This window comes from Saccharopolyspora sp. 6M, from assembly GCF_020176775.1.
Classification (GTDB): Bacteria; Actinomycetota; Actinomycetes; order Mycobacteriales; family Pseudonocardiaceae; genus Saccharopolyspora_C; species Saccharopolyspora_C gregorii.
Genome location: NZ_JAIUJZ010000054.1, coordinates 1 through 19,446 on the forward strand (window position 1 = coordinate 1; position 19,446 = coordinate 19,446).

General features: G+C 73.2%; 17 protein-coding genes. 11 read left to right on the top strand and 6 right to left on the bottom strand.

What is annotated here, in order from left to right; genetic code table 11:
- The first annotated feature begins 319 nt into the window (after positions 1-319).
- From LCD31_RS09315 to LCD31_RS09340, 6 genes are read left to right on the top strand one after another with little or no spacing between them, the layout of a single operon-like run.
- Entirely contained in the window at positions 320-1,336 is a 1,017-nt protein-coding gene (locus LCD31_RS09315) for an Lrp/AsnC family transcriptional regulator (RefSeq protein WP_224957332.1), read from the top strand.
- A 10-nt stretch (positions 1,337-1,346) separates the two neighbouring features.
- Positions 1,347-2,273: a polysaccharide deacetylase gene (locus LCD31_RS09320; RefSeq protein WP_224957334.1), complete on the top strand. Its 927-nt coding sequence runs from the start codon at positions 1,347-1,349 to the stop codon at positions 2,271-2,273.
- The gene (locus tag LCD31_RS09325; protein WP_224957336.1) at positions 2,270-3,562 is read left to right on the top strand and encodes an MFS transporter; all 1,293 of its coding nucleotides are present in this window, start codon (positions 2,270-2,272) and stop codon (positions 3,560-3,562) included. Before LCD31_RS09320 ends, LCD31_RS09325 begins: the two co-directional genes overlap by 4 nt.
- On the top strand, positions 3,562-4,329 hold the full coding sequence (locus LCD31_RS09330) for an SDR family NAD(P)-dependent oxidoreductase (protein WP_224957338.1): 768 nt from the start codon (positions 3,562-3,564) through the stop codon (positions 4,327-4,329). The genes LCD31_RS09325 and LCD31_RS09330 overlap by 1 nt, the downstream gene beginning before the upstream one ends.
- Positions 4,326-5,351 carry a ketopantoate reductase family protein gene (locus LCD31_RS09335; protein ID WP_224957339.1) on the top strand — a complete coding sequence of 342 codons (1,026 nt, stop codon included), beginning with the start codon at positions 4,326-4,328 and terminating at the stop codon, positions 5,349-5,351. The genes LCD31_RS09330 and LCD31_RS09335 overlap by 4 nt, the downstream gene beginning before the upstream one ends.
- Entirely contained in the window at positions 5,348-6,487 is a 1,140-nt protein-coding gene (locus LCD31_RS09340) for a M20 family metallopeptidase (protein ID WP_224957340.1), read from the top strand. Before LCD31_RS09335 ends, LCD31_RS09340 begins: the two co-directional genes overlap by 4 nt.
- Positions 6,488-6,552: 65 nt before the next feature.
- Here LCD31_RS09340 and LCD31_RS09345 read toward each other — a convergent pair whose 3' ends face one another.
- From LCD31_RS09345 to LCD31_RS09360, 4 genes are all read right to left on the bottom strand, one after another.
- Positions 6,553-6,966, bottom strand: coding sequence for an STAS domain-containing protein (locus LCD31_RS09345; protein ID WP_224957341.1), 414 nt, complete (start codon positions 6,964-6,966; stop codon positions 6,553-6,555).
- Positions 6,967-7,315: 349 nt separating this feature from the next.
- Complete coding sequence (locus LCD31_RS09350) at positions 7,316-9,223, bottom strand: GMC family oxidoreductase N-terminal domain-containing protein (RefSeq protein WP_224957342.1); 1,908 nt, start codon at positions 9,221-9,223, stop codon at positions 7,316-7,318.
- Between the two features lie 289 nt (positions 9,224-9,512).
- Positions 9,513-10,544 (bottom strand): aldo/keto reductase, encoded by a 1,032-nt coding sequence (locus LCD31_RS09355; RefSeq protein ID WP_224957343.1) that lies wholly within the window; start codon positions 10,542-10,544, stop codon positions 9,513-9,515.
- A 195-nt stretch (positions 10,545-10,739) separates the two neighbouring features.
- Positions 10,740-11,207, bottom strand: a complete 468-nt coding sequence (locus LCD31_RS09360; protein WP_224957344.1) for a VOC family protein — start codon at positions 11,205-11,207, stop codon at positions 10,740-10,742.
- Between the two features lie 105 nt (positions 11,208-11,312).
- Here LCD31_RS09360 and LCD31_RS09365 point away from each other — a divergent pair, with 105 nt between their 5' ends.
- A complete protein-coding gene (locus LCD31_RS09365; protein ID WP_224957345.1) occupies positions 11,313-12,302 on the top strand; it encodes a YafY family protein in 990 nt (329 codons plus the stop codon).
- 93 nt (positions 12,303-12,395) lie between these two features.
- Here LCD31_RS09365 and LCD31_RS09370 read toward each other — a convergent pair whose 3' ends face one another.
- The gene (locus LCD31_RS09370) at positions 12,396-13,217 is read right to left on the bottom strand and encodes an SAM-dependent methyltransferase (RefSeq protein ID WP_224957346.1); all 822 of its coding nucleotides are present in this window, start codon (positions 13,215-13,217) and stop codon (positions 12,396-12,398) included.
- Positions 13,218-13,577: 360 nt separating this feature from the next.
- Positions 13,578-14,939 carry an NAD-dependent succinate-semialdehyde dehydrogenase gene (locus LCD31_RS09375; RefSeq protein WP_224957348.1) on the bottom strand — a complete coding sequence of 454 codons (1,362 nt, stop codon included), beginning with the start codon at positions 14,937-14,939 and terminating at the stop codon, positions 13,578-13,580.
- A gap of 184 nt (positions 14,940-15,123) precedes the next feature.
- Here LCD31_RS09375 and LCD31_RS09380 point away from each other — a divergent pair, with 184 nt between their 5' ends.
- The 4 genes from LCD31_RS09380 to LCD31_RS09395 all read left to right on the top strand — a co-directional run bounded on the left by LCD31_RS09380 (position 15,124) and on the right by LCD31_RS09395 (position 19,205).
- Positions 15,124-16,275 carry an aromatic ring-hydroxylating dioxygenase subunit alpha gene (locus tag LCD31_RS09380; RefSeq protein WP_224957350.1) on the top strand — a complete coding sequence of 384 codons (1,152 nt, stop codon included), beginning with the start codon at positions 15,124-15,126 and terminating at the stop codon, positions 16,273-16,275.
- A gap of 29 nt (positions 16,276-16,304) precedes the next feature.
- Entirely contained in the window at positions 16,305-17,234 is a 930-nt protein-coding gene (locus LCD31_RS09385; RefSeq protein ID WP_224957351.1) for a 3-keto-5-aminohexanoate cleavage protein, read from the top strand.
- On the top strand, positions 17,221-18,168 hold the full coding sequence (locus LCD31_RS09390; protein ID WP_224957352.1) for a 3-hydroxyacyl-CoA dehydrogenase NAD-binding domain-containing protein: 948 nt from the start codon (positions 17,221-17,223) through the stop codon (positions 18,166-18,168). Before LCD31_RS09385 ends, LCD31_RS09390 begins: the two co-directional genes overlap by 14 nt.
- 74 nt (positions 18,169-18,242) lie before the next feature.
- A complete protein-coding gene (locus tag LCD31_RS09395; RefSeq protein ID WP_224957353.1) occupies positions 18,243-19,205 on the top strand; it encodes a PDR/VanB family oxidoreductase in 963 nt (320 codons plus the stop codon).
- Positions 19,206-19,446: the final 241 nt, after the last annotated feature.

The window sequence follows — 19,446 nt, forward strand, 5'->3', positions numbered from 1 at the left end:
CCGGGGGGCGCGGGGGGGGGGGGCCCCCCCCCCCCCGGGGGGGGCGGCCCCCCCCCCCCCGCGACGGGCTCCGCCCCCGGAGGACCGGCCACCCGCGGACCGGCCACCCGCGGACCGGCCACCCGCGGACAGGTTCGGAACGAATTTCGCCGATCACCTGGTGGGATCCGGCGCGTCCGAGGTGACCGGGCCGGGCCGGTCGCTCTGCGGGTTTCCGCGCGATCGGGCGCGAGGTTCGGGAGCATGGCCCGCCGACACCGGCTCCGGTGCAGGATTCCCGCGTTGACCGGGTGCCGCTCGCTGTCTAGCGTTCCGCCGCATGAATCCAGGGCACCGCGCCGAGCCGGTCGACGAGGTGGATCGCCGCATCATCGCCGCGCTCCAGCTCAACGGCCGCGCGCCGTGGAGCGCCATCGCGCGCTGGGCCGGGGCGAGCGAGACCACCGTGCAGCGCCGGTTCACCGCGCTGCTCGAACGCGGGCTGGTGCGGGTCGTCGGTGTCATCGACCTGGACCGCACCGCCGCGGGTTCCTCCATGCTGGTGCGGATCCAGGCGAAACCGGGCACGGGGTGGGAACTGGCGGAGCTGCTGGCCGCCCACCCCGAAGCCCGGTTCCTCGCCGTGGTCACCGGCACCGCCGACCTGATCGTCGACTTCGTCGCCCACGACAACGACCAGCTGCTGCGGTTGCTGTTCACCGACCTGCCCGGGGCGGGGCTCATCGCGGGCACCGAGAGCGTCGCGGTGATCCGCACCTTCACCACGGCCCCCGCCTGGGACACCGGGCTGCTGCCCGACGAAGCGGCGGACGACCTCCGGCGGTCGCCGACCCCGGCCTACGAACGCGCGGACTGGGGCCGGCCGCCGCGCGCGATGGGGGAGCTCGAACGCTCGGTCGCCGAGGAGCTGGCCCGCGACGGGCGGCTCCCGATCAGCGTGCTCGCCCGGCGCCTCGGTTGCAGCGAATCCGGTGCGGCGCGGGCGCTGGACCGGCTGCTGACCTCGCACAGCGTCCAGTTCCGCACGCTGGTCGAACCCGGGGTCCTGGGCTACGGCGTGGAGTTCATGCTGTGGCTCTCGATCCACCCGGGACGGCTCGACGCCGCCGGGCGGCAGCTCGCCGCCCATCCCGGCACGAAGTTCCTCGCCGCCGCGACCGGCCGGTTCAACCTGGTGGGGCAGATGGTGCTGCCCGCCAAGGCGGACCTCTTCCGCTACACCGACGAGGTCATCGGCACCCTGCCGGGGCTGCACGCCTCGGACATCACGCTGCACCTGGCCACCCTCAAGCGGGCCTGGACCCCGGTGGGCGGCTTCGAACGACCCCGAGCTTGAGGGAGGACCCGTGTCCGCAACCGAACCGGCTCCGGCGTGGCAGTGGCCGGAGCACACCTGGCGGGGCCACGTCGAGGCGGTGCGCGCCGGGCGGCGGCTCGTCCCGCGGCGGTGGCCGGGCGACGCGCGCGTCGCGGTGGCGCTGTCCTTCGACTCCGATCACGAGACGATCCCGTTGCGGGACGCGGAGACCAGCCCCGGCCGGCTCGCGCAGGGCGAGTACGGATCGCGCGTCGGGGCCGGTCGCGTCCTGGAGGTGCTGGCCGATTTCGGCGCACCGGCGACGTTCTTCATGCCCGGCGTGTCCGCGCTGCTGCACCCCGGCGAAGCGAAGGACTACGCGGCGGCCGGGCACGAGATCGGGGTGCACGGCTGGATCCACGAGCGCAACACCCTGCTGGGCAAGGAGGACGAGAAGGCGCTGAACGTCCGGGCGATCGACGCCCTCGCCGAGCTCACCGGCGTCCGGCCCGTCGGGATCCGCACCCCGTCCTGGGACTTCAGCGAGTCCACGTTGGACGTCATCCGCGAGCTCGGGTTCGAGTACGACTCGTCGCTGATGGCCGACGACGAACCGTACGAGATCGTGGCGAACGGCGCGGCGACCGGGCTCGTGGAGATCCCGGTCGACTGGATCCGGGACGACGCCCCGTACTTCACCATGGACCGCTACGGCTCTGTTCGCCCGCACACCCGCCCGCGGGACGTGCTGGAGATCTGGACCGACGAGTTCGACGCGGCCCACCGCACCGGCGGCGTGTTCCAGCTGACGATGCACCCGCACGTCATCGGCCACCGCTCGCGGCTGGTGGTGCTGCGGGAACTGCTCGACCACATCGGGGCGCACCACGACGTCTGGTTCGCCACCCACGCCGAGCTCGCGGCCACCGCGCGCGCAGAGCTCGGGCGGCTCGATCCCCTTGGAGCGACACCATGATCGGCTCGGCAGCGGTCGCCACCGCGAAGACCACCCCCGCCCAGCGCAAGGCGATCGTCGCGGGCACCATCGGCAACACGGTCGAATGGGTCGACTGGGCGCTGTACTCCGTGTTCGCCAAGATCATCGCGGTGGAGTTCTTCCCCGCGGGCGACGAGACCGTGGCGCTGCTGTCCACGCTGGCGGTGTTCGCGATCGGCTTCGTGATGCGCCCGATCGGGGCCGCGGTGCTCGGCGCCTACGCCGACCGGCAGGGGCGCAAGAAGGGCCTCGCGCTCACCATCGGGCTGATGGCGGGGGCGTCGTTCCTGATCGCGCTCACCCCGACCTACGCGGCCGTGGGCCTGCTCGCGCCGGTGGTGCTGCTGCTCGCCCGGCTGCTGCAGGGCTTCGCCGCGGGCGGCGAATTCGGTTCCTCCGCGGCGTTCCTGGTGGAGTCCGCGGGAGCCGGGCGGCGGGCGTTCGCCGGTTCCTGGCAACAGGTCTCGGTCGCCGGGGGCGTGCTGATCGCGTCCCTGATCGGCACCGTGGCGACCTCGGCGCTGAGCGAGGAGGCCCTGCACGGTTGGGGCTGGCGAGCCGCGTTCGTGCTCGGCGGCCTGCTCGGCCTGGTGGGGCTGTGGCTGCGGACCTCGGTGGAGGACACCGGCTCGTTCACCACGGCCGCATCGAGCGGGCGGACCAAGGCGAACCCGCTGCGCACGATGTTCGTCGACCACCCGGTCGCCGCGCTGCGCGTCGCGGGCATCACCGTCGCGGGCACGCTGACCTACTACATCTGGGTCAACTACCTGCCGACCTACGCGAACCTGGTGACCGGGATCCCGCTCTCGCAGGCGTTGCTGTCGCAGACGTTGTGCCTGGTCGTGTTCGTGGTGCTGCTGCCGTTCGTCGGCCTGCTCTCGGACAAGGTGGGGCGCAAGCCCACGCTGGCCGCGTTCGCCGGTGGGTTCGTGGTGCTGTCGTGGCCGCTGCTGCACCTGCTGCAGAACAGCTTCCTGAGCGTGTTCGCGGTGCAGCTGGCCGGAATGCTGCTGGTGCTGGGCTATTCGGCGAACTGCGCGGTGATCATGGCCGAGCAGTTCCCGCCGGAGGTCCGGGCGACCGGGATCGCGCTGCCCTACGCCCTGTCGGTGGCCCTGTTCGGCGGGACCGCGCCGTACATCACGACCTGGCTCAACGACATCGGGCACCACGACCTGCTGTGGCTGTACGTGTCCGGGGCGGCGCTGATCTCGCTCGTCATCTACCTTTCCATGCCGGAGACCAAGGATCGGGAGTTCGCGTGATGACCCACGTGCTCGTGACGGGTGCCGCGAGCGGGATCGGGCGCGCGATCGCGGCCGATTTCGCCGCCCGCGAGGGCTGCGCGGTCACCTCCGTCGATATCGACGGGGAGCGGCTGGCCGCGGCACCGGGCTCCCCGGTGACCGCCGACCTCGCCGAACCCGGGGCGCCGCAACAGGTCCTCGACCAGGCGTGGCGCCGGGCGCCGGTGGACGTGCTGGTCAACGCGGCCGGCATCTACCCCTCGCTGGACATGCTGGACGTGGACGCCGGGCGGTGGGACCGGGTGTTCGCGCTGAACGTGCGCGCCCCGGTGCTGGCCACCACCGCGTTCGCGAAGCTCGCGATCGCGGCGGGACGCGGCGGTGCGGTCGTGAACATCTCCTCCGGGGCGGCGCTGCGGACCCGGCCGGGCGGCGGGCCCTACGCCAGCTCGAAGGCGGCGCTGGAGATGGCGACCCGGGCCGCCGCCCTCGAACTCGGCCCGCACGGCATCCGGGTCAACGCGGTCAGCCCCGGTTTCGTGGCGGTCGGCAGCGAGTGCAACCCGGTCGCCGACGACTACGCCGCGGCCGTGTCGGTGAACCCGCTCGGGCGGCCCGGCGAACCCGCGGACGTCGCGCGCGCCGTGCGCTGGCTGGCCGGCCCCGATTCGTCGTGGATCACCGGCGAGGTCGTGCGCGTGGACGGCGGCTCCGGTGCCGGGGCGGCGCACCTGCCGAAGTTGTGGCCACCGCAGGAAGAACAGCAGGAAGGACGCGAGGGATGAGCCGTGCTTCGTACGCCGTGCTGGGAGGTGGCGCGATCGGGGGCACCCTCGCCTACCACCTGGCGCGGGCCGGGCACCCGGTGACCGTGATCGACGCCGACCCCGAGCACGTGGCCGCAGTCCGGGCCCACGGGCTCCGCCTCGACCACCCGAGCGGACGGGGCGAGGTCCCCGTGCGCGCGACCACGCCCGCGGACTTCACCGGCCGGCTCGACCGGGTCCTGCTGGCCGTCAAGGCGCAGGCCACCGGGGCGGCGGCCGACTGGGTCGCCCCGCGCCTGGCCGACGACGGCTACGTGGTGTCGGTCCAGAACGGGTTCAACGAGCCGGTGCTCGCCGAGCGGATCGGCTGGCCCCGCACCATCGCGGCGTTCGTCAACATCTTCGCCGACCGGACCGCGCCCGGGGTGATCTCCGACGGCGGTTCCGGTGCGCTGGTGGTGGGGGAGCCCGGTGGCGCAGCGGTGTCCGATCGGGTGCGGCTGCTCGCCCGCGACCTGCGCGCCTGGGGCCCCGCGCAGGTCAGCGACAACGTCGAAGGTTTCCTGTGGGCCAAGGCCGGTTTCGGCGCGATGCTCGCCGCGACCGCGCTCGCCGACGACGCGATGGCCGACCTGATCGACCGGCACCCGGAGACGATGTGCGCGCTGGCCGCGGAGGTGTTCGACGTCGCCCGCGCGCTGCGCGTTCGGCTCGAACCGTTCGACGCGTTCGAGCCGGACGCGTTCGCCCGGGGCGCCGGTGCGGGGACGCGGGCGGAGGCGTTGGCACGGCTCACCTCCTGGCTGCGCACCCAGCCGAAGAACCGCAGCGGCATCTGGCGCGACCTCGCGGTGCGCCGGCGCGCGGTCGAGGTGACCACGCACTACGCCACCGTGCTCGACGAGGCCGATCGCGTCGGCGTGGCGGCGCCGGGGCTGCGGGCGCTGCTGGGCGTGCTCCGCGAACTCGAAGCGGACCCGGACTCGATGTCCGAGCGCCGCATCGCGGAACTCGGCGAGCTCGTGCGGAGCCCGGCGTGACCGGGGTGGCGGCCTGGCTGGCCGCGCACCGGGACGAGATGATCGCCGACCTGGCCGAGTACGTCGGGCACGAGAGCTCCAGCGACGACCTGGCCGCGCTCGACACCTGCCTGCACTGGGTGCGCGACTGGCTCGACCGCAGGCTCGGTCCGTCCAATTCGGACGAATGGCTGCCACGGGAGGCCACCGGTGACGTGCTGGTCCGGCACTACGCGGGCACCGGCTCGCCGGTGCTGCTGCTCGCGCACTACGACACGGTGTGGCCCACCGGCACCCTCGCCGACTGGCCGTTCCAGGTCGACGGCGACCGGATGACCGGCCCCGGCGTGTTCGACATGAAGGCCGGGCTCGTGCAGGCGGTGTGGGCGGTGCGGGCCCTCGACGCGCTCGGGCTGCCGCGGCCCGCGTTCACGCTGGTGCTCAACGGTGACGAGGAGACCGGCAGCCTCGCGTCCTCGGACGTCATCGTCGCCGAAGCCGCGAAGGCCCGGCCCGCCCTCGTGTTCGAGGCCAGCGCGGACGGTGCGCTCAAGACCGCGCGCAAGGGCGTCGGCCTGTTCACCGTGACCGCGACCGGCGAGGAAGCGCATGCCGGCCTCGACCCGGCCGCGGGCGCCGGCGCGATCCAGGAACTCGCCCACCAGGTGCTGCGCCTGCACGGGTGGACCGACCTCGACGCCGGCACCTCGGTGAACGTCGGCGTGATCGAGGGCGGCACCGGCGCCAACGTGACGGCGGGCCGGGCCACCGCGCGGATCGACGTGCGGGTGGGCGGGGAAGCGGAACGCCGCCGCATCACCGCCCTGCTGGCGGACCTCCGGCCGGTGAACCCCGACGTGGAGCTGGCGGTGACCGGCGACTGGAACCGGCCGGTGTTCGAGCGCACCCCCGAGGTCGGCGAGCTCTTCGCCCTGGCGCGGGCTTGCGCCGAACCACTGGGCGTGGACCTGCGGGAGGTCGCGGTCGGCGGCGCCAGCGACGGGAACTTCGTGGTGGCCGCCGGGATCCCGGTCCTCGACGGTCTCGGCGCCGTCGGCGGCGGCGCGCACGCCCGCACCGAGCACGCCACGATCAGCGGCATGCTCGAACGCTCCGCCCTCACCGCCGCGCTGCTGGCCGAACTCGCCGTTTGCTGACCAGGACCGCCCGGGTGGCCCGCGCCGCCGGTCGTGCGGCCGGTGACGCGGGCCCGCGCCGCGGCTCAGCCCTCGTCGAAGCGGGCCAGGGCTTGCGCGGTGGTGGGGAAGCACCGCATCGCGGTGTCGAGCCCGGCCACCTCCAGCGCGTGGGTGACCTCGCGGTGCGCGGTCACCAGCCGGAGCTCGACCCCGCGGGACCGCGCGTCCAGGTGGGCCTGCTTCAGCAGCTGCATCCCCGCCACGCTCAGGAAACCGACGCCGCTCAGGTCGACGACGATGGTCCGGACCTGGGCCGACAGGCGCGGCCACAGGACTTCTTCGAGATGGTCGATGGTCTCGGCGTCGATCTCCCCGCCGGGTTCGACGACGATCGACTCGCGGTCGGGGTACGAGACCTGCACGCGGAACCGCGGTGGTGCCGATTCCGCTCGGTGACCGGTCTCGGTCGGGTTCTCGGTCGGGTCCGGGGTGGTCATGTGCTGCGCGCTCCACTGTGGTCTCGCCCCGGTCAGCGCGCAGCTTCCGCCCCGCGACGGGACGGCCCGGGAACGGGTTCCGCATCGCGCACGGATCAGCGACGCCGGACCGGCACCGGTTCTGATCCTGGGTGGCTGACTGCTCAACCACGGGCATCTTAACCACCGCACCCGCCCGCGTTCCGGCAGCACCCGGTGCGGCGGGCGCGGTCGGCTCCCGGGCGTCCTCGGCCCGGCCGTCGGCGTGCGCCCCGGCGGACGGGAGCGTTTTCCCCGCTCCCGCGCGGGCGCGCCGCCGAGCGTGCGGACGAGGCCCCCGCGGCGGATGCGCGGCGGCGGCGCGGCCGCGTCAGGCCGGGTTGGGGGAGGGTTCCGCGGGCCGCGCCGTGCGGACCTCGCGGCGCAGGAGCTTGCCGGTCGGCCCCTTCGGCAGCTCCGCCGTGACCCAGACCTGGCGCGGGTACTTGTACGCGGCGACGCGGGCCTTCACGAACTCGCGGATCTCGTCCGCGGTCGCCATCGCACCCGGCTTCAGCGCGATCGCGGCGACCACCTCCTCGCCGAGCTCCGGGTGCGCCACGCCGACCACCGCGGCCTCGGCCACGGCCGGATGCTCGTAGATGACCTCCTCGATCTCCCGCGGGTAGACGTTGTAGCCACCGCGGATGATCATGTCCTTCTTCCGATCGACGATGGTGAAGTAGCCGTCCTCGTCGCAGACCGCGAGGTCCCCGGTGCGCAGCCAGCCGTCGACGATCGTGTCCGCGGTGACCTCGGGGAGCCCCCAGTAGCCCTTCATCACGTTCGGACCCTTGATCACGATCTCGCCGACCTCGCCGGTCGGGACGCCGCGCCCGCCGTCGTCGATCACGCGCAGCGAGACGTCCCGCACGGGCACGCCGATCGAACCGGGCTTGCGTTCGAGGTGGGGGTGGTTGAAGCACGCCACCGGCGAGCTCTCGGACAGGCCGTAGCCTTCGAGGATCACGCAGCCGAAGGTCTCCTCGAAGGCCCGCAGCAGCTCGACGGGCAGCGGTGCGCCACCGCAGATGCAGCACCGCACGGTGGTGAGGTCGGCGTCGCCCGCGGCGTGCAGCATCGCGGAGTACATCGTGGGCACGCCCTCGAACACCGTGACGCGATCGCGCTCGATCACCTCCAGCGCCTTGGCGCCCTCGAAGCGCGCGATCAGCGTCAGGCAGGCCCCCGCCTGCACCGAGGCGATCAGCCCGCAGGTGAGCCCGAAGACGTGGAACAGCGGCAGGCACCCCATCACCACGTCGCCGGGCCCGATCTCGACGAGGGTCTCGCGGGTCACCGCGGCGTTCTCCGGGCTCGCCGCCGTCATCAGCGTCTCGCGGTCGGTGAGGTAGTTGAGCATCACCATGTAGTGGTCCTGCAACCGCTCCCCGACGGGGAGGTCCGCGAGCAGCGGGATGCCGAACGCCGCGAGCTGCGCGGCCGGGCCGACGCCGGAGAGCAGCAGCAGCTGCGCGGAACCGTAGGCGCCCGCGCTGAGGATCACCTCGCGCTCGGCGCGCAGCTCCTCGACCTGCCCGTCGCGGCTGATCTCCACGCCGACGGCCCGGTTGCCCTCGAAGAGCACCTTGCGGGTCAGCGCCCCGGTGATCACGGTCAGGTTGGGCCGCTCCAGCGCCGGGCGCAGGTAGGCGACCGCGGTGCTGCACCGCATGCCCTCGCGCTGGGTGACCTGGAAGCGGCCGACGCCGAGCTGGTCGGCGCCGTTGAAGTCCTCGTTGTGCGGGAAGCCGGCTTCGACGGCCGCGTCCACCCAGGCGTCGCAGAGCGGGTTCATCGACCGGCTCTCGGACACGGTGAGCGGTCCGTCGGCGCCGTGGAAGTCGTCGGCGCCGCGCGCGTTGCCCTCGGCCTTCTTGAAGTAGGGGAGGACCTCGTCGTAGCTCCAGCCGGTGGCCCCGTCGGCCGCCCACTGGTCGTAGTCGGCGCGGTTGCCGCGGATGTAGATCATCGCGTTCATCGAGCTGGAGCCGCCGAGCATCTTGCCGCGCGGCAGGTAGGCGCGGCGCCCGCCGAGCTCCGGTTCCGGCTCGGTGTCCAGGTCCCAGTCCCAGCGGCTCTTGAACAACGAGCTGAACGCCGCGGGAATGTGGATCTCGTCGGCCGTGTCCGCCGCTCCGGCTTCGACCAGTGCCACGGTCACGCCGGGGTCTTCGGTCAGTCGGGCGGCCAACGCGCACCCCGCCGAACCCGCGCCGACAACGATGTGGTCGTACATGGCTTCCTCGCTCCCCGTTGAGTCGATCTGCTCGGATGAGTGTGACTACGGGCACAGCGCAGGACTTTGGGTGCGCCTCCAGAGTTGCGCCGATCGACCTGTGGCCAGGCCACAAGCGGGGGTGGAACGTCCGCTTCGCCACGACCGGTGCCCTCGGATCCGCCGCTGACCTCTCGGGTCCGGCACCCCCGCCACGACCGGGCGGCGCGTTACCCGGCTCCTCGACCGGAGGGCCGCCCCGGAACGCGGTCCGATGTGGACGGTCTGCGCCTGCCCTCCCGGACCGGGGTCACCGCGCCCCGCGGTCCCGGGGCGGGCGGCGGCGGAGCGCGGCGTCGTCGAGGGGCGCGGGCCGGTACCCGACGTCGGTGACGCCGGTGTCGGTCCCCGGCGCGGCGATCCCGTCGATGCGGTCCAGGACCTCGTCGTCGAGCACGACGTCGCGCCCGGCGAGCAGGTCGTCGAGCTGCGGCAGCGTGCGAGGCCCGATGATCACCGAGGTGACGTGCGGGTGGGTGGTGGCGAACGACATCGCCAGGTGCGTCAACGAGATCCCGGCCTCCTCGGCGAGGACGGCGAGCCGCTCGACCGCGGCGTGCTTGGCCTCGTCGGTCATGTGCCGCGGGCCCCACCGCGCGCGGCCGGGCGAGACGGGAGTGCCCGGCCGCCGGTACTTCCCGGTGAGCAGGCCCCAGGACAGCGGGCTCCAGGTGAGCACGCCCATCCCGTACCGGGCGCAGACGGGCAGCACCTCGCGTTCGATGCCGCGCGCCAGGATCGAGTACGGGGGTTGCTCGGTGCGCAGGCGGGCCAGGCCCCGCAGTTCGGCGACCAGGTGGGCTTCGACGAGGTCCGCGGCGAGGAAGCCGGACGAGCCGATGGCGCGGACCTTGCCGCTGGTGATCAGGCCGGTCAGCGCGGAGAGGGTCTCCTCCAGGTCCGTCGCCGGGTCGAAGTGGTGGATCTGGTACAGGTCGATGTGGTCGACGTCGAGCCTGCGCAGCGATTCCTCCACGGCGGTGACGATCCACCGGCGGGAGGCGCCGCGCCGGTTCGGGTCGTCGCCCATCGGCCCGCCGAACTTCGTCGCCAGCACGACCTCGTCGCGCCGTCCCTTGATGGCCGCTCCGACGATCGGCTCGGTGGCGCCGTACCCGTAGACGTCGGCGGTGTCGATGAAGTTGATCCCGGCGTCCAGCGCGCGGTGGACGATGCGGTGGCAGTCGGCGGGATCGGGGTTGCCCGCCGGGCCGAACATCATGGTGCCCAAGCAGTAGGGGCTCACGGCGATTCCGGTGCGACCGAGGGGGCGCGTCTTCATGGGTGCTGTCCGTTCGACGGGGCTGCGGAGGGTTCCGGGCGACGGGGGCCCGGGGGGGGGGGGCCCCCCCCCCCCCCCCCGGGGCCCCCCGGGCCGGGGGGGGGCGCCCCCGGCCCCCCGCCGGCGCCGGGGGGGGGGGGGGGGCGGCGGGGGGGGGGGGGGGGGCCCCCCCCCCCCCCCCCCCCCCCCGCGCGGTCACGCGGCGTCGCGGGCGGCGGCCACGTCGATGCTCCAGGTCACCCCGAACCGGTCGGTGAGCATGCCGAAGCCCGGGCTCCACGCCGAAGCGGCGAGCGGCTCCACGATCGAGGCGCCCTCGGCGAGCTTCTCCCAGCAGGCGCGGACCTCGTCGAGCCCGTTGCCGCGCACGGAGACGAAGAACGGCTGGTCGGTGATCGTCGCGCCGTTCTCGCGGCGGGTGGAACCGGTGGCGGCCGCGGAACCGTCCCGGACGCCGGGGACGTCGTAGGCCATCACCCGGAAGCCGTTGTCGGCCTCGACCTGTCCGAAGACGACGTCGTCGGCACCGGGGGCGTCGCCGGGGGCACCGACGTCGCGGTAGGTCGTGATCGTGAGCCGGCCGCCGAAGGCAGACCGGTAGAACTCCAGCGCAGCGCGGGCGTCCCCGCGGAAGTTGAGGTGGGTGGTCGTGGTCAGGGTCATGTGCGTTCCCGAGTGTGGATCTCGCCGGGGCTCTCCCGGTCGAGACCCACCCTCGCCGCCGTATAGGTCGGTTCTGGTCCTACACGGAGAACTAGGGTCTATCCCATGACCACGACCACCTCGCGCCTGCTGCGCCTGCTGTCGCTGCTGCAGACCAGGCGCGACTGGCCGGGCTCCCTGCTCGCGGACCGGCTCGGCATCAGCCCGCGCACCGTGCGCCGCGACGTCGACCGGCTGCGGGAGATGGGCTACCGCATCCGGGCCACGATGGGCCCGGAGGGCGGTTACCACCTCGACGCCGGGGACGAGCTGCCGCCGCTGCTGTTCGACGACGAGCAGGTCATCGCGCTCGCCGTCGCCCTGCGGGCCGCCACCGCCACCGGGGCGGGCATCGAGGAGCCCGCCGTCCGCGCGCTGACCACGGTGCGGCAGGTGATGCCCTCCCGCCTGCGCCACCGCTTCGACGCGCTCACCTTCACCGCCCTCCCCGGCGGCGGGGGAGCGGGGGACGCGCCGCCCGAGGTGCTGCTCGCGGTCTCGACCGCGATCCGCGCCCGCGAGGTGCTGCGCTTCGACTACGCGAGCCGGCCGCAAGCCGCCGCGGAACCGGGCCCGCGGCGGCGGGTGGAACCCCACCACCTCGTGACCTCGCACGGGCGCTGGTACCTGGTCGCCTGGGACCTCGACCACGAGGACTGGCGGCTGTTCCGGGCCGACCGGGTCACGCCGAGCACCCCCACCGGGCCGCGGTTCACCCCGCGCCCGATCCCGGGCGGGGACGTCGCCGAGTACGTCTCCGCCCGCTTCAAGGGTTCCGCCGAGCACAACCGCTGGCCCTGCACGGGCAAGGTCGTGCTCCACCGGCCGGCCCGGGAGGTCCTCCCGTTCGCGGGTGACGGGATCGTCGAAGACCTCGGGCCGGACCGGTGCGGCATCGAGGTCGGTTCCTGGTCCTGGGTGGCGCTGGCGGCCTCGCTGAACCGCTTCGACACCGACGTCGACGTGCTCCACCCGCCCGAGCTCACCCGGGCGTTCGCGCTGCTCGCCGCGCGCAACACCGCCACCGCCCGCACCCCCGGGCACCGGCCCGGCTGACCCGCACCGCTCGGTCGCGAGCGCAAGCACCACCTCGCCGGATGGAGGGCCGCGGGCAGGACGAGCGCGGCGAGGACCCCGCCGCGGTGGTGATCACAGTTTGCGGGCGACCCCGGCGAGCACGATCTCGTCGACCGGTTCCGCCGGGGCGAGGTTCGGGCCGTCCGGCCACCAGTCCCGCAGCAGGGTCAGGCCGGGCTCGACGAATTCGAGCCCGTCGAACAGCCGCTCGATCTCGTCGCGGGAGCGGAAGTTGGCCGACCCCATCGAGCTGTTCCGGAACGTCTCGGAGATGTAGCGGGCGATGCCGCTGCCCGCACCGCCGTCCGCGGGATCGTGCCAGTGGGTCAGCGCGAGATAGGAGCCCGAGGGCAGGGCGTCGACGTAACGCCGCACGATCTCGTGCGGGCGCTGCTCGTCGGTGACGTGGTGGATCGTCGAGCACTGGATCAGCGCCACGGGGCGGCTCAGGTCCAGCCGGTCGGTGATCCGCGGGTCGGCCAGCAACCGGTCCGGTTCGGTCAGGTCGCCGTCGACGAAGTGGGTGCGGGAGTTCTCCTCCAGCAGCGCGCGGCCGTGCGCGGCGACGATCGGGTCGTTGTCCACGTAGACGACGGTGGATTCGGGGTTGAACCGCTGCGCGGCCTGGTGCGTGTTCTCCTGCGTGGGCAGGCCCGAACCGCAGTCCAGGAACTGATCGATCCCCGCCTTCGCCAGGAAGCGCACCACCCGGATGAGCCACGCCCGGTGCTCCTGGGCGAACGACAGCGTCTGCGGGATCTGGTCGATCACCGCACCGGCGACCTCCCGGTCCACCGCGTAGTTGTCCTTGCCGCCGAGGAAGACGTCATAGACCCGGGCGATGCTGGCCGTCGACTGGTCGATGCCCCGCTCCGGCGGTCCGCCTGCTCTCACTGTCGCGCTCCACGTCCCGTTCGATGCCACGGGTGAAGATACCGGTTCCGGTACCTCGTGGCGATCATCCGGTCCCCGCCCGGGCGCGAGGTGAGCCAGGTCTCAGCCGGTCCGCCGCGGCGCGGCTGCGGCCCGGGTCCGGCGGGGGAGCCGGTACCCGAGCGCCGGGTGGTGGTCGCCGATGCCGAGGCGCGCGCGGGCGTCGTGCCCGGCTCTCGGACGCCGTGCCCAGCTCGCCGACGTCGGGTCCGGCTCGCGGACGCCGGGCCGCGGACGCCGTGCCCGGCTCGCGGCCTCCGGCGCCGCGTTCGGTGCTGCGCAGGCGACGATCCCCCCGCGCCGCTCCCGGCCGGCGGCCGGTCAGGGAACGCGGATCATCTTCTTGTTGACGAACTCGGCGAACGCCAGGCGGCCGAGCTCGCGACCGGTGCCGGAGGCCTTCACCCCGCCGAACGGCAGTTCCGCGCTCTCCGCACCCACCTCGTTGACGAACACCATCCCCGCTTCCAGCCGGTCGGCCACGCGCATCGCCTGCTCGTGGTCGGGGGTGAAGACGTAGGAGCCCAGGCCGAAGGGCGTGTCGTTCGCGGTGCTGATCGCGGCTTCTTCGTCGGGGACGCGGTAGAGGACGGCGACGGGACCGAAGAACTCCTCGTGGTGCGCCGGGTTGGCGGGTTCCACCCCGGTGAGCACGATCGGCGGAAAGAAGTTCCCGCGCCGAGTCCCGCCCCGGTGCGCGGTCGCGCCGTGCTCGACGGCGCGCTGCACCTGCTCCTCCAGGCGGTCGGCGGCGGCCGTCGAGGACAGCGGGCCGAGCGCGGTGCCGGGCGCCGTCGGATCACCGGGTTCGATGGCGGTGAAGGCGGGGACGAACCGGTCCGCGAAGTCGTCGTAGAGGTCGTCGGCGACGATGATGCGCTTGGCGGCGTTGCAGGCCTGCCCGCCGTTGTCGATCCGAGCGGCGATCGCCGCGGCCACGGCGGCGTCGAGGTCGTCGCTGCCCAGCAGCACGAACGGATCGGAGCCGCCGAGTTCCAGCACCACCTTCTTGAGGTGGCGCCCGGCGATCTCGGCCACCGCGCGTCCGGCCCGTTCGGACCCGGTGAGCGAGACCCCGGCGACCCGCGGGTCCGCGATCAACCGCGCGACCTGGTCGGTGTCGGCGTAGATGTTGGTGTAGGTACCGCTCGGCAGGCCCGCTTCGCGGAACAACTCCTGCAGGAAGGCGGCGGATTCGGGGCACTGCGGGGCGTGCTTGAGCAGGATCGCGTTGCCCAGCGCGAGGTTCGGCGCCGCGAACCTGGCGACCTGGTACGCCGGGTAGTTCCACGGCATGATCCCGAGCAGAACGCCCAGCGGCTGGGTGCGCACCAGCGCGCGGCCGGAGTCGACGATGATCTCCTCGTCGGCGGTGCAGGACGGCGCCACCTCGGCGGAGTAGCGGTAGATGTCGGTGCAGAAGTCGACTTCGCCGAGCGCCTGGTCGACGGGCTTGCCCATCTCGCGGACGATGATGTCCGCGAGTTCCCGCCGGTGCTCGGCGTGCAGGTCACCGACCCGTGCCACCAGCTCGGCCCGCTGCCGCACCGTGGTCGTGCGGAACCACGACCGCTGCGCTTCCGCGGCGGTCCCCAGGGCGGTGGCGAGCGCGGCGTCGGAGTCGACCGGGGTCGTGGAGATCAGCTCTCTGCTCGCGGGGTCGACAACTGCGTACTCGGTCATGATCGTCCTCCCGGCCGTCGTCTCGCTCGCGGCCATCATGGTCCATACGTTGAACGCATGTCCAGCAATGCGGCATCGATGCAGTTGGAACCGCTTGCGGTGGAGGGGAAAACGTCCACGTGTCGGCGGTTTGAAATAGAACAGGGCATTGAACGGTCGTACAAACAGCCCTATGGTCGTGGCCATGACGACTCTCACCACGGACGAACTCAAGTCGGTCTCGCAGGGCTACGACGCGGATCCCGGCCGCTCGATGTCGCTGCGGGCGGAGGCCTACACCGATCCGAAGTGGCACCGCGCGGACCTCGAAGCGATCTTCAGCCGCACCTGGCAGTGGGTCTGCCACGTCGAGCAGCTGGCCGAACCCGGTGGCTACGTGGCCACGACCGTCGCGGAACGCCCGATCGTCGTCGTGCGCGATCGGCAGCGGCGGCTGCGCGCCTTCTACAACGTCTGCAAGCACCGCGCGCACGAACTGGTGTCCGGCTCGGGCACCGCCCGCACCCTCGTCTGCCCGTACCACGCGTGGACCTACGACCTCACCGGTGCGCTCGTCGGCGCGCGGCAGACGGACCGGATGGCGTTCGACAAGTCGGAGATCTGCCTCGACCAGGTCCAGGTGGAGGAGTTCTGCGGGTTCGTGTACGTCAACCTCGACCCGTCGGCGGCGCCGCTGGCCGAGCAGGCCCCCGACCTCGCGGCCCAGATCACCGAACGCGCCCCGGACATCGCCGGGCTCACGCACGCGAAGCGCCTGCACTACGACGTGAAGACCAACTGGAAGAACGTCATCGACAACTTCCTGGAGTGCTACCACTGCCACGTCGCGCACAAGGAGTTCGTGTCGCTGGTCGACATGGACACCTACGACGTGAAGACGCACGGGATCTGGTCGAGCCACTTCGCGGACGCAGGCAAGTCCGCGAACACCGCCTACGACGTCTCGGGCGCCACCGTCACCGAGCACGCGGTGTGGTGGCTCTGGCCGAACACCTGCCTGCTGCGCTATCCCGGGCGCGGCAACTTCATGGTGTTCCAGATCCTGCCCGCGGGACCGGACCGCAGCCTGGAGACCTGGGACTTCTACCTGGAGAGCACCGAACTCACCGAGGTCGAGCAGCAATCCGTCGACTACATCGACGACGTGCTCCAGGTGCAGGACATCGACCTGGTCGAGAGCGTCCAGCGGGGCATGGAATCACCGGCGTTCGACCAGGGCCGGATCGTCTACGACCCGGAGCGCCAGCCGGGGCTGTCCGAGCACGGCGTCCACCACTTCCACGGGCTCGTGCTGGAGGCCTACGCGGCGATGGCGGCGAACCGCCCCACCTCCTGACCGCCGGCCCCCGACAGGATCGAGGCTGCATGCCGAAACCGATCATCATCACGTGCGCACCGACCGGCGGCATCCACACACCGACGATGTCGCCGCACCTGCCGATCACCCCGGACGAGATCGCCCGGGCCGCCGTCGACGCGGCCGAAGCGGGCGCGGCCATCGTCCACCTGCACGCCCGCGATCCCGAGACCGGGCGGCCCGACCCGCGGCCGGAGCTGTTCCAGAACTTCCTGCCGCGCATCGCCGCCGAGTGCGACGCCGTCGTGAACATCTCCACCGGCGGCGGGCTCGGCATGTCTCGCGACGACCGGCTGCGCGCGGCGAAGGCGACCTCGCCGGAGATGGCCTCGCTCAACGTCGGCTCGTTGAACTTCGGGATCTTCCCGATGGCGCGCAAGCACGACCGGTGGAAGCACGACTGGGAACCGGAATTCCTGGAATCGACGCGGGACCTGGTCTTCAAGAACACCTTCGCCGACCTCGAACACATCGTGAAGGAGCTCGGCGGGGAGCACGGCACCCGGTTCGAGTTCGAGTGCTACGACCTCGGTCACCTCTACAACCTGGCGTGGCTGGTGGACCAGGGCTGGGTCCAGCCGCCGTTCTTCGTGCAGCTGGTCTTCGGCGTCCTGGGCGGCGCGGGCGCGGACCTGGACAACCTCCTGCACCTGCACACCATCGCGGAGAAGCTGTTCGGCGACTCCTACGAGTGGTCGGTGCTCGCCGCCGGGCGGCACCAGATGCCGTTCGCCACCCAGGCGGCGATGCTCGGCGGCAACCTCCGCGTCGGGCTGGAGGACAGCCTGTTCATCGGTCCCGGTGAGCTGGCCGCGTCCAACGCCGACCAGGTCCGCAAGATCCGCGGGATCGTCGAATCCCTCGGGCACTCGGTCGCGACCCCGGCCGAAGCCCGCCGCCGCCTCGCCTTGAAGGGAGCGGACCATGTCGGGTTCTGAAGGAGGTTCCGGCACCGGCCGGGTGGCGAGCCTCGGTGGCGGGGTGATCGGGCAGAGCTGGACGGCGCTGTTCCTCGCCGCGGGCAGGCCGGTCGCGGTGTTCGACCCGGACCCGGCCGCGGAGCAGCGGGTCCGCCGGGCGGTGGCGACCGCGTGGCCCGTGCTGACCGAGCTCGGTCTGGCCGACCGCGGCGACCCGGACGCGCTGGAGTTCACCCGGGACGCGCTCACCGCCGTCGAGGGCGCCGAATTCGTGCAGGAGAGCGTTCCCGAGCGGATCGCGATCAAGCACGAGCTCTACGCGGCCATCGAACCCGCCCTCGGCGACGGCGCGCTGGTGGCGTCGTCCGCATCCGGGCTGACCCTCACCGAGATGCAGGGCGGCTGGCGCGACCCCTCCCGGTTCGTGCTCGGCCACCCGTTCAACCCACCGCACCTGATCCCGCTGGTCGAGGTGGTGGGCAACGACCGGACCGCGCCGGGTGCGGTGGACCGGGCCCGCGCGTTCTACGAATCGGTCGGGAAGGTGACGATCGAGCTCAAGCGCGAAGTGCCCGGGCACGTGGCCAACCGGTTGCAGGCCGCGCTGTGGCGCGAGGCGGTCCACCTCGTCAACGAGGGGGTGGCCGACGTCGCGGACGTGGACACCGCCGTCTCCGCCGGGCCCGGCCTGCGCTGGGCGGCGATGGGGCCGACGCTGCTGTTCCACCTGGGCGCGGGGGAAGGCGGTCTCGCCGCCTTCTGCGAGCGCTACGCGGACAGCTTCAACCGGTGGTTCGACGACCTCGGCCGCCCGCACCTGGACGCGGACACCGCGCGGAACCTGGTGCGCGGGCTCGCCCCGGCCGAATCGGTCGACGCCCTGTCCCGCCGCCGGGACGAGCTGATCACCGCGATGATCCGCGTCTCCCGCGACCGGCCGACGGACGTCTGACACCCGCTGACCGCGCGGCGGGTGGCGCGGCCCTCCCGCGCCGCCCGCCCCCGACGAAGGAGGCGAGCACCACGATGACCGCGACCAGCGCTCCGCTGGAGCTGACGCTGCGAAGCAGGTCCGAGGTGGCCGACGGGGTCCTGCTGCTGGAGTTCACCGCCACCGGTGGCGGCGAACTGCCCGGCTGGGAACCCGGCGCGCACCTCGACCTGCGGCTCCCGTCCGGCGCGGTGCGGCAGTACTCGCTGTGCGGCGACCCGGGGGACCGGCGCGCCTACACCGTCTGCGTGCTGCGCGAGGCGACCGGCCGCGGCGGATCGGTCGAGCTGCACGACCGGCTGCGCGTCGGAGACGAGATCACCGGATCCGCCCCGCGGAACCACTTCCCGCTGCACGACGCGCCCGAGCACGTCTTGCTCGCGGGAGGTATCGGGATCACGCCGATCAAGGCGATGCTCGACGAGCTGCACCGGCGCGGCGCGCCCTGGCGGCTGGTGTACGGCGGGCGGACCCGCGCGGCGATGGCGTTCGCCGCCGAACTGGCCGCCGCGCACCCCGGCCGCGTCTCGATCGTGCCTGAGGACGAGCGGGGCAGGCCGGACGTCGAGCGGATCGTCGCCGAACTGCCCGCGACGGCCAGGCTGTACTGCTGCGGGCCCGCCGCCATGCTCGACGCGGTGGCCGCGGCGTGCGAGCGAACGGCGATCTCCGACCGGCTGCACGTGGAGCGCTTCGCCGCCGCCGGGGACGCGCCCGACCCGACCGGCGATTCCGCGTTCGAGGTCGAGCTGCGGGAGACCGGGACGACGGTGACCGTCGCCGCCGACCAGTCCCTGCTGTCGGCCGTGCAGCAAGTCCGCCCGGACATCCCGTCGTCCTGCCAGGAGGGCTACTGCGGCACGTGCGAGACCCGCGTGCTGGAGGGGGAACCGGACCACCGGGGAACGCTCCTGTCGCCGGCGGAGCACGACGAGGAGGGGACCATGCTCATCTGCGTGGGCCGGGCGCGGAGCCCGAAGCTCGTGCTGGAGCTGTGAGGATCCGACCGCGGTGCCGCCCCGGCGGGAACCGCTGCCGCCCGGAAGCGACCGACCGGTGCACACCGGACACCCGGCGGCCTGCGGTTTCCCGCCGCGGGGGCCCCCCCCCCGCGGCGGGGGGGGGGGGGGGGGCGGGCGGGGGGGGGGGGGGGGGGGGGGGCGGGGGGGGGGGGGGGGGGGGGGGGGGCGCCCCCCGCGCCCCCCCCCCGCCCGCGCCCCGGGGCCGCCGCCGCTCGGC

Coding starts and splice junctions, on each gene's coding strand:
- LCD31_RS09345 (WP_224957341.1), bottom strand. CDS start 6,966: ATGACCACCCCGGACCCGACCGAGAACCCGACCGAGACCGGTCACCGA.
- LCD31_RS09355 (WP_224957343.1), bottom strand. CDS start 10,544: ATGAAGACGCGCCCCCTCGGTCGCACCGGAATCGCCGTGAGCCCCTAC.
- LCD31_RS09380 (WP_224957350.1), top strand. CDS start 15,124: ATGACGACTCTCACCACGGACGAACTCAAGTCGGTCTCGCAGGGCTAC.
- LCD31_RS09375 (WP_224957348.1), bottom strand. CDS start 14,939: ATGACCGAGTACGCAGTTGTCGACCCCGCGAGCAGAGAGCTGATCTCC.
- LCD31_RS09325 (WP_224957336.1), top strand. CDS start 2,270: ATGATCGGCTCGGCAGCGGTCGCCACCGCGAAGACCACCCCCGCCCAG.
- LCD31_RS09335 (WP_224957339.1), top strand. CDS start 4,326: ATGAGCCGTGCTTCGTACGCCGTGCTGGGAGGTGGCGCGATCGGGGGC.
- LCD31_RS09350 (WP_224957342.1), bottom strand. CDS start 9,223: ATGTACGACCACATCGTTGTCGGCGCGGGTTCGGCGGGGTGCGCGTTG.
- LCD31_RS09360 (WP_224957344.1), bottom strand. CDS start 11,207: ATGACCCTGACCACGACCACCCACCTCAACTTCCGCGGGGACGCCCGC.
- LCD31_RS09315 (WP_224957332.1), top strand. CDS start 320: ATGAATCCAGGGCACCGCGCCGAGCCGGTCGACGAGGTGGATCGCCGC.
- LCD31_RS09365 (WP_224957345.1), top strand. CDS start 11,313: ATGACCACGACCACCTCGCGCCTGCTGCGCCTGCTGTCGCTGCTGCAG.
- LCD31_RS09385 (WP_224957351.1), top strand. CDS start 16,305: ATGCCGAAACCGATCATCATCACGTGCGCACCGACCGGCGGCATCCAC.
- LCD31_RS09395 (WP_224957353.1), top strand. CDS start 18,243: ATGACCGCGACCAGCGCTCCGCTGGAGCTGACGCTGCGAAGCAGGTCC.
- LCD31_RS09390 (WP_224957352.1), top strand. CDS start 17,221: ATGTCGGGTTCTGAAGGAGGTTCCGGCACCGGCCGGGTGGCGAGCCTC.
- LCD31_RS09330 (WP_224957338.1), top strand. CDS start 3,562: ATGACCCACGTGCTCGTGACGGGTGCCGCGAGCGGGATCGGGCGCGCG.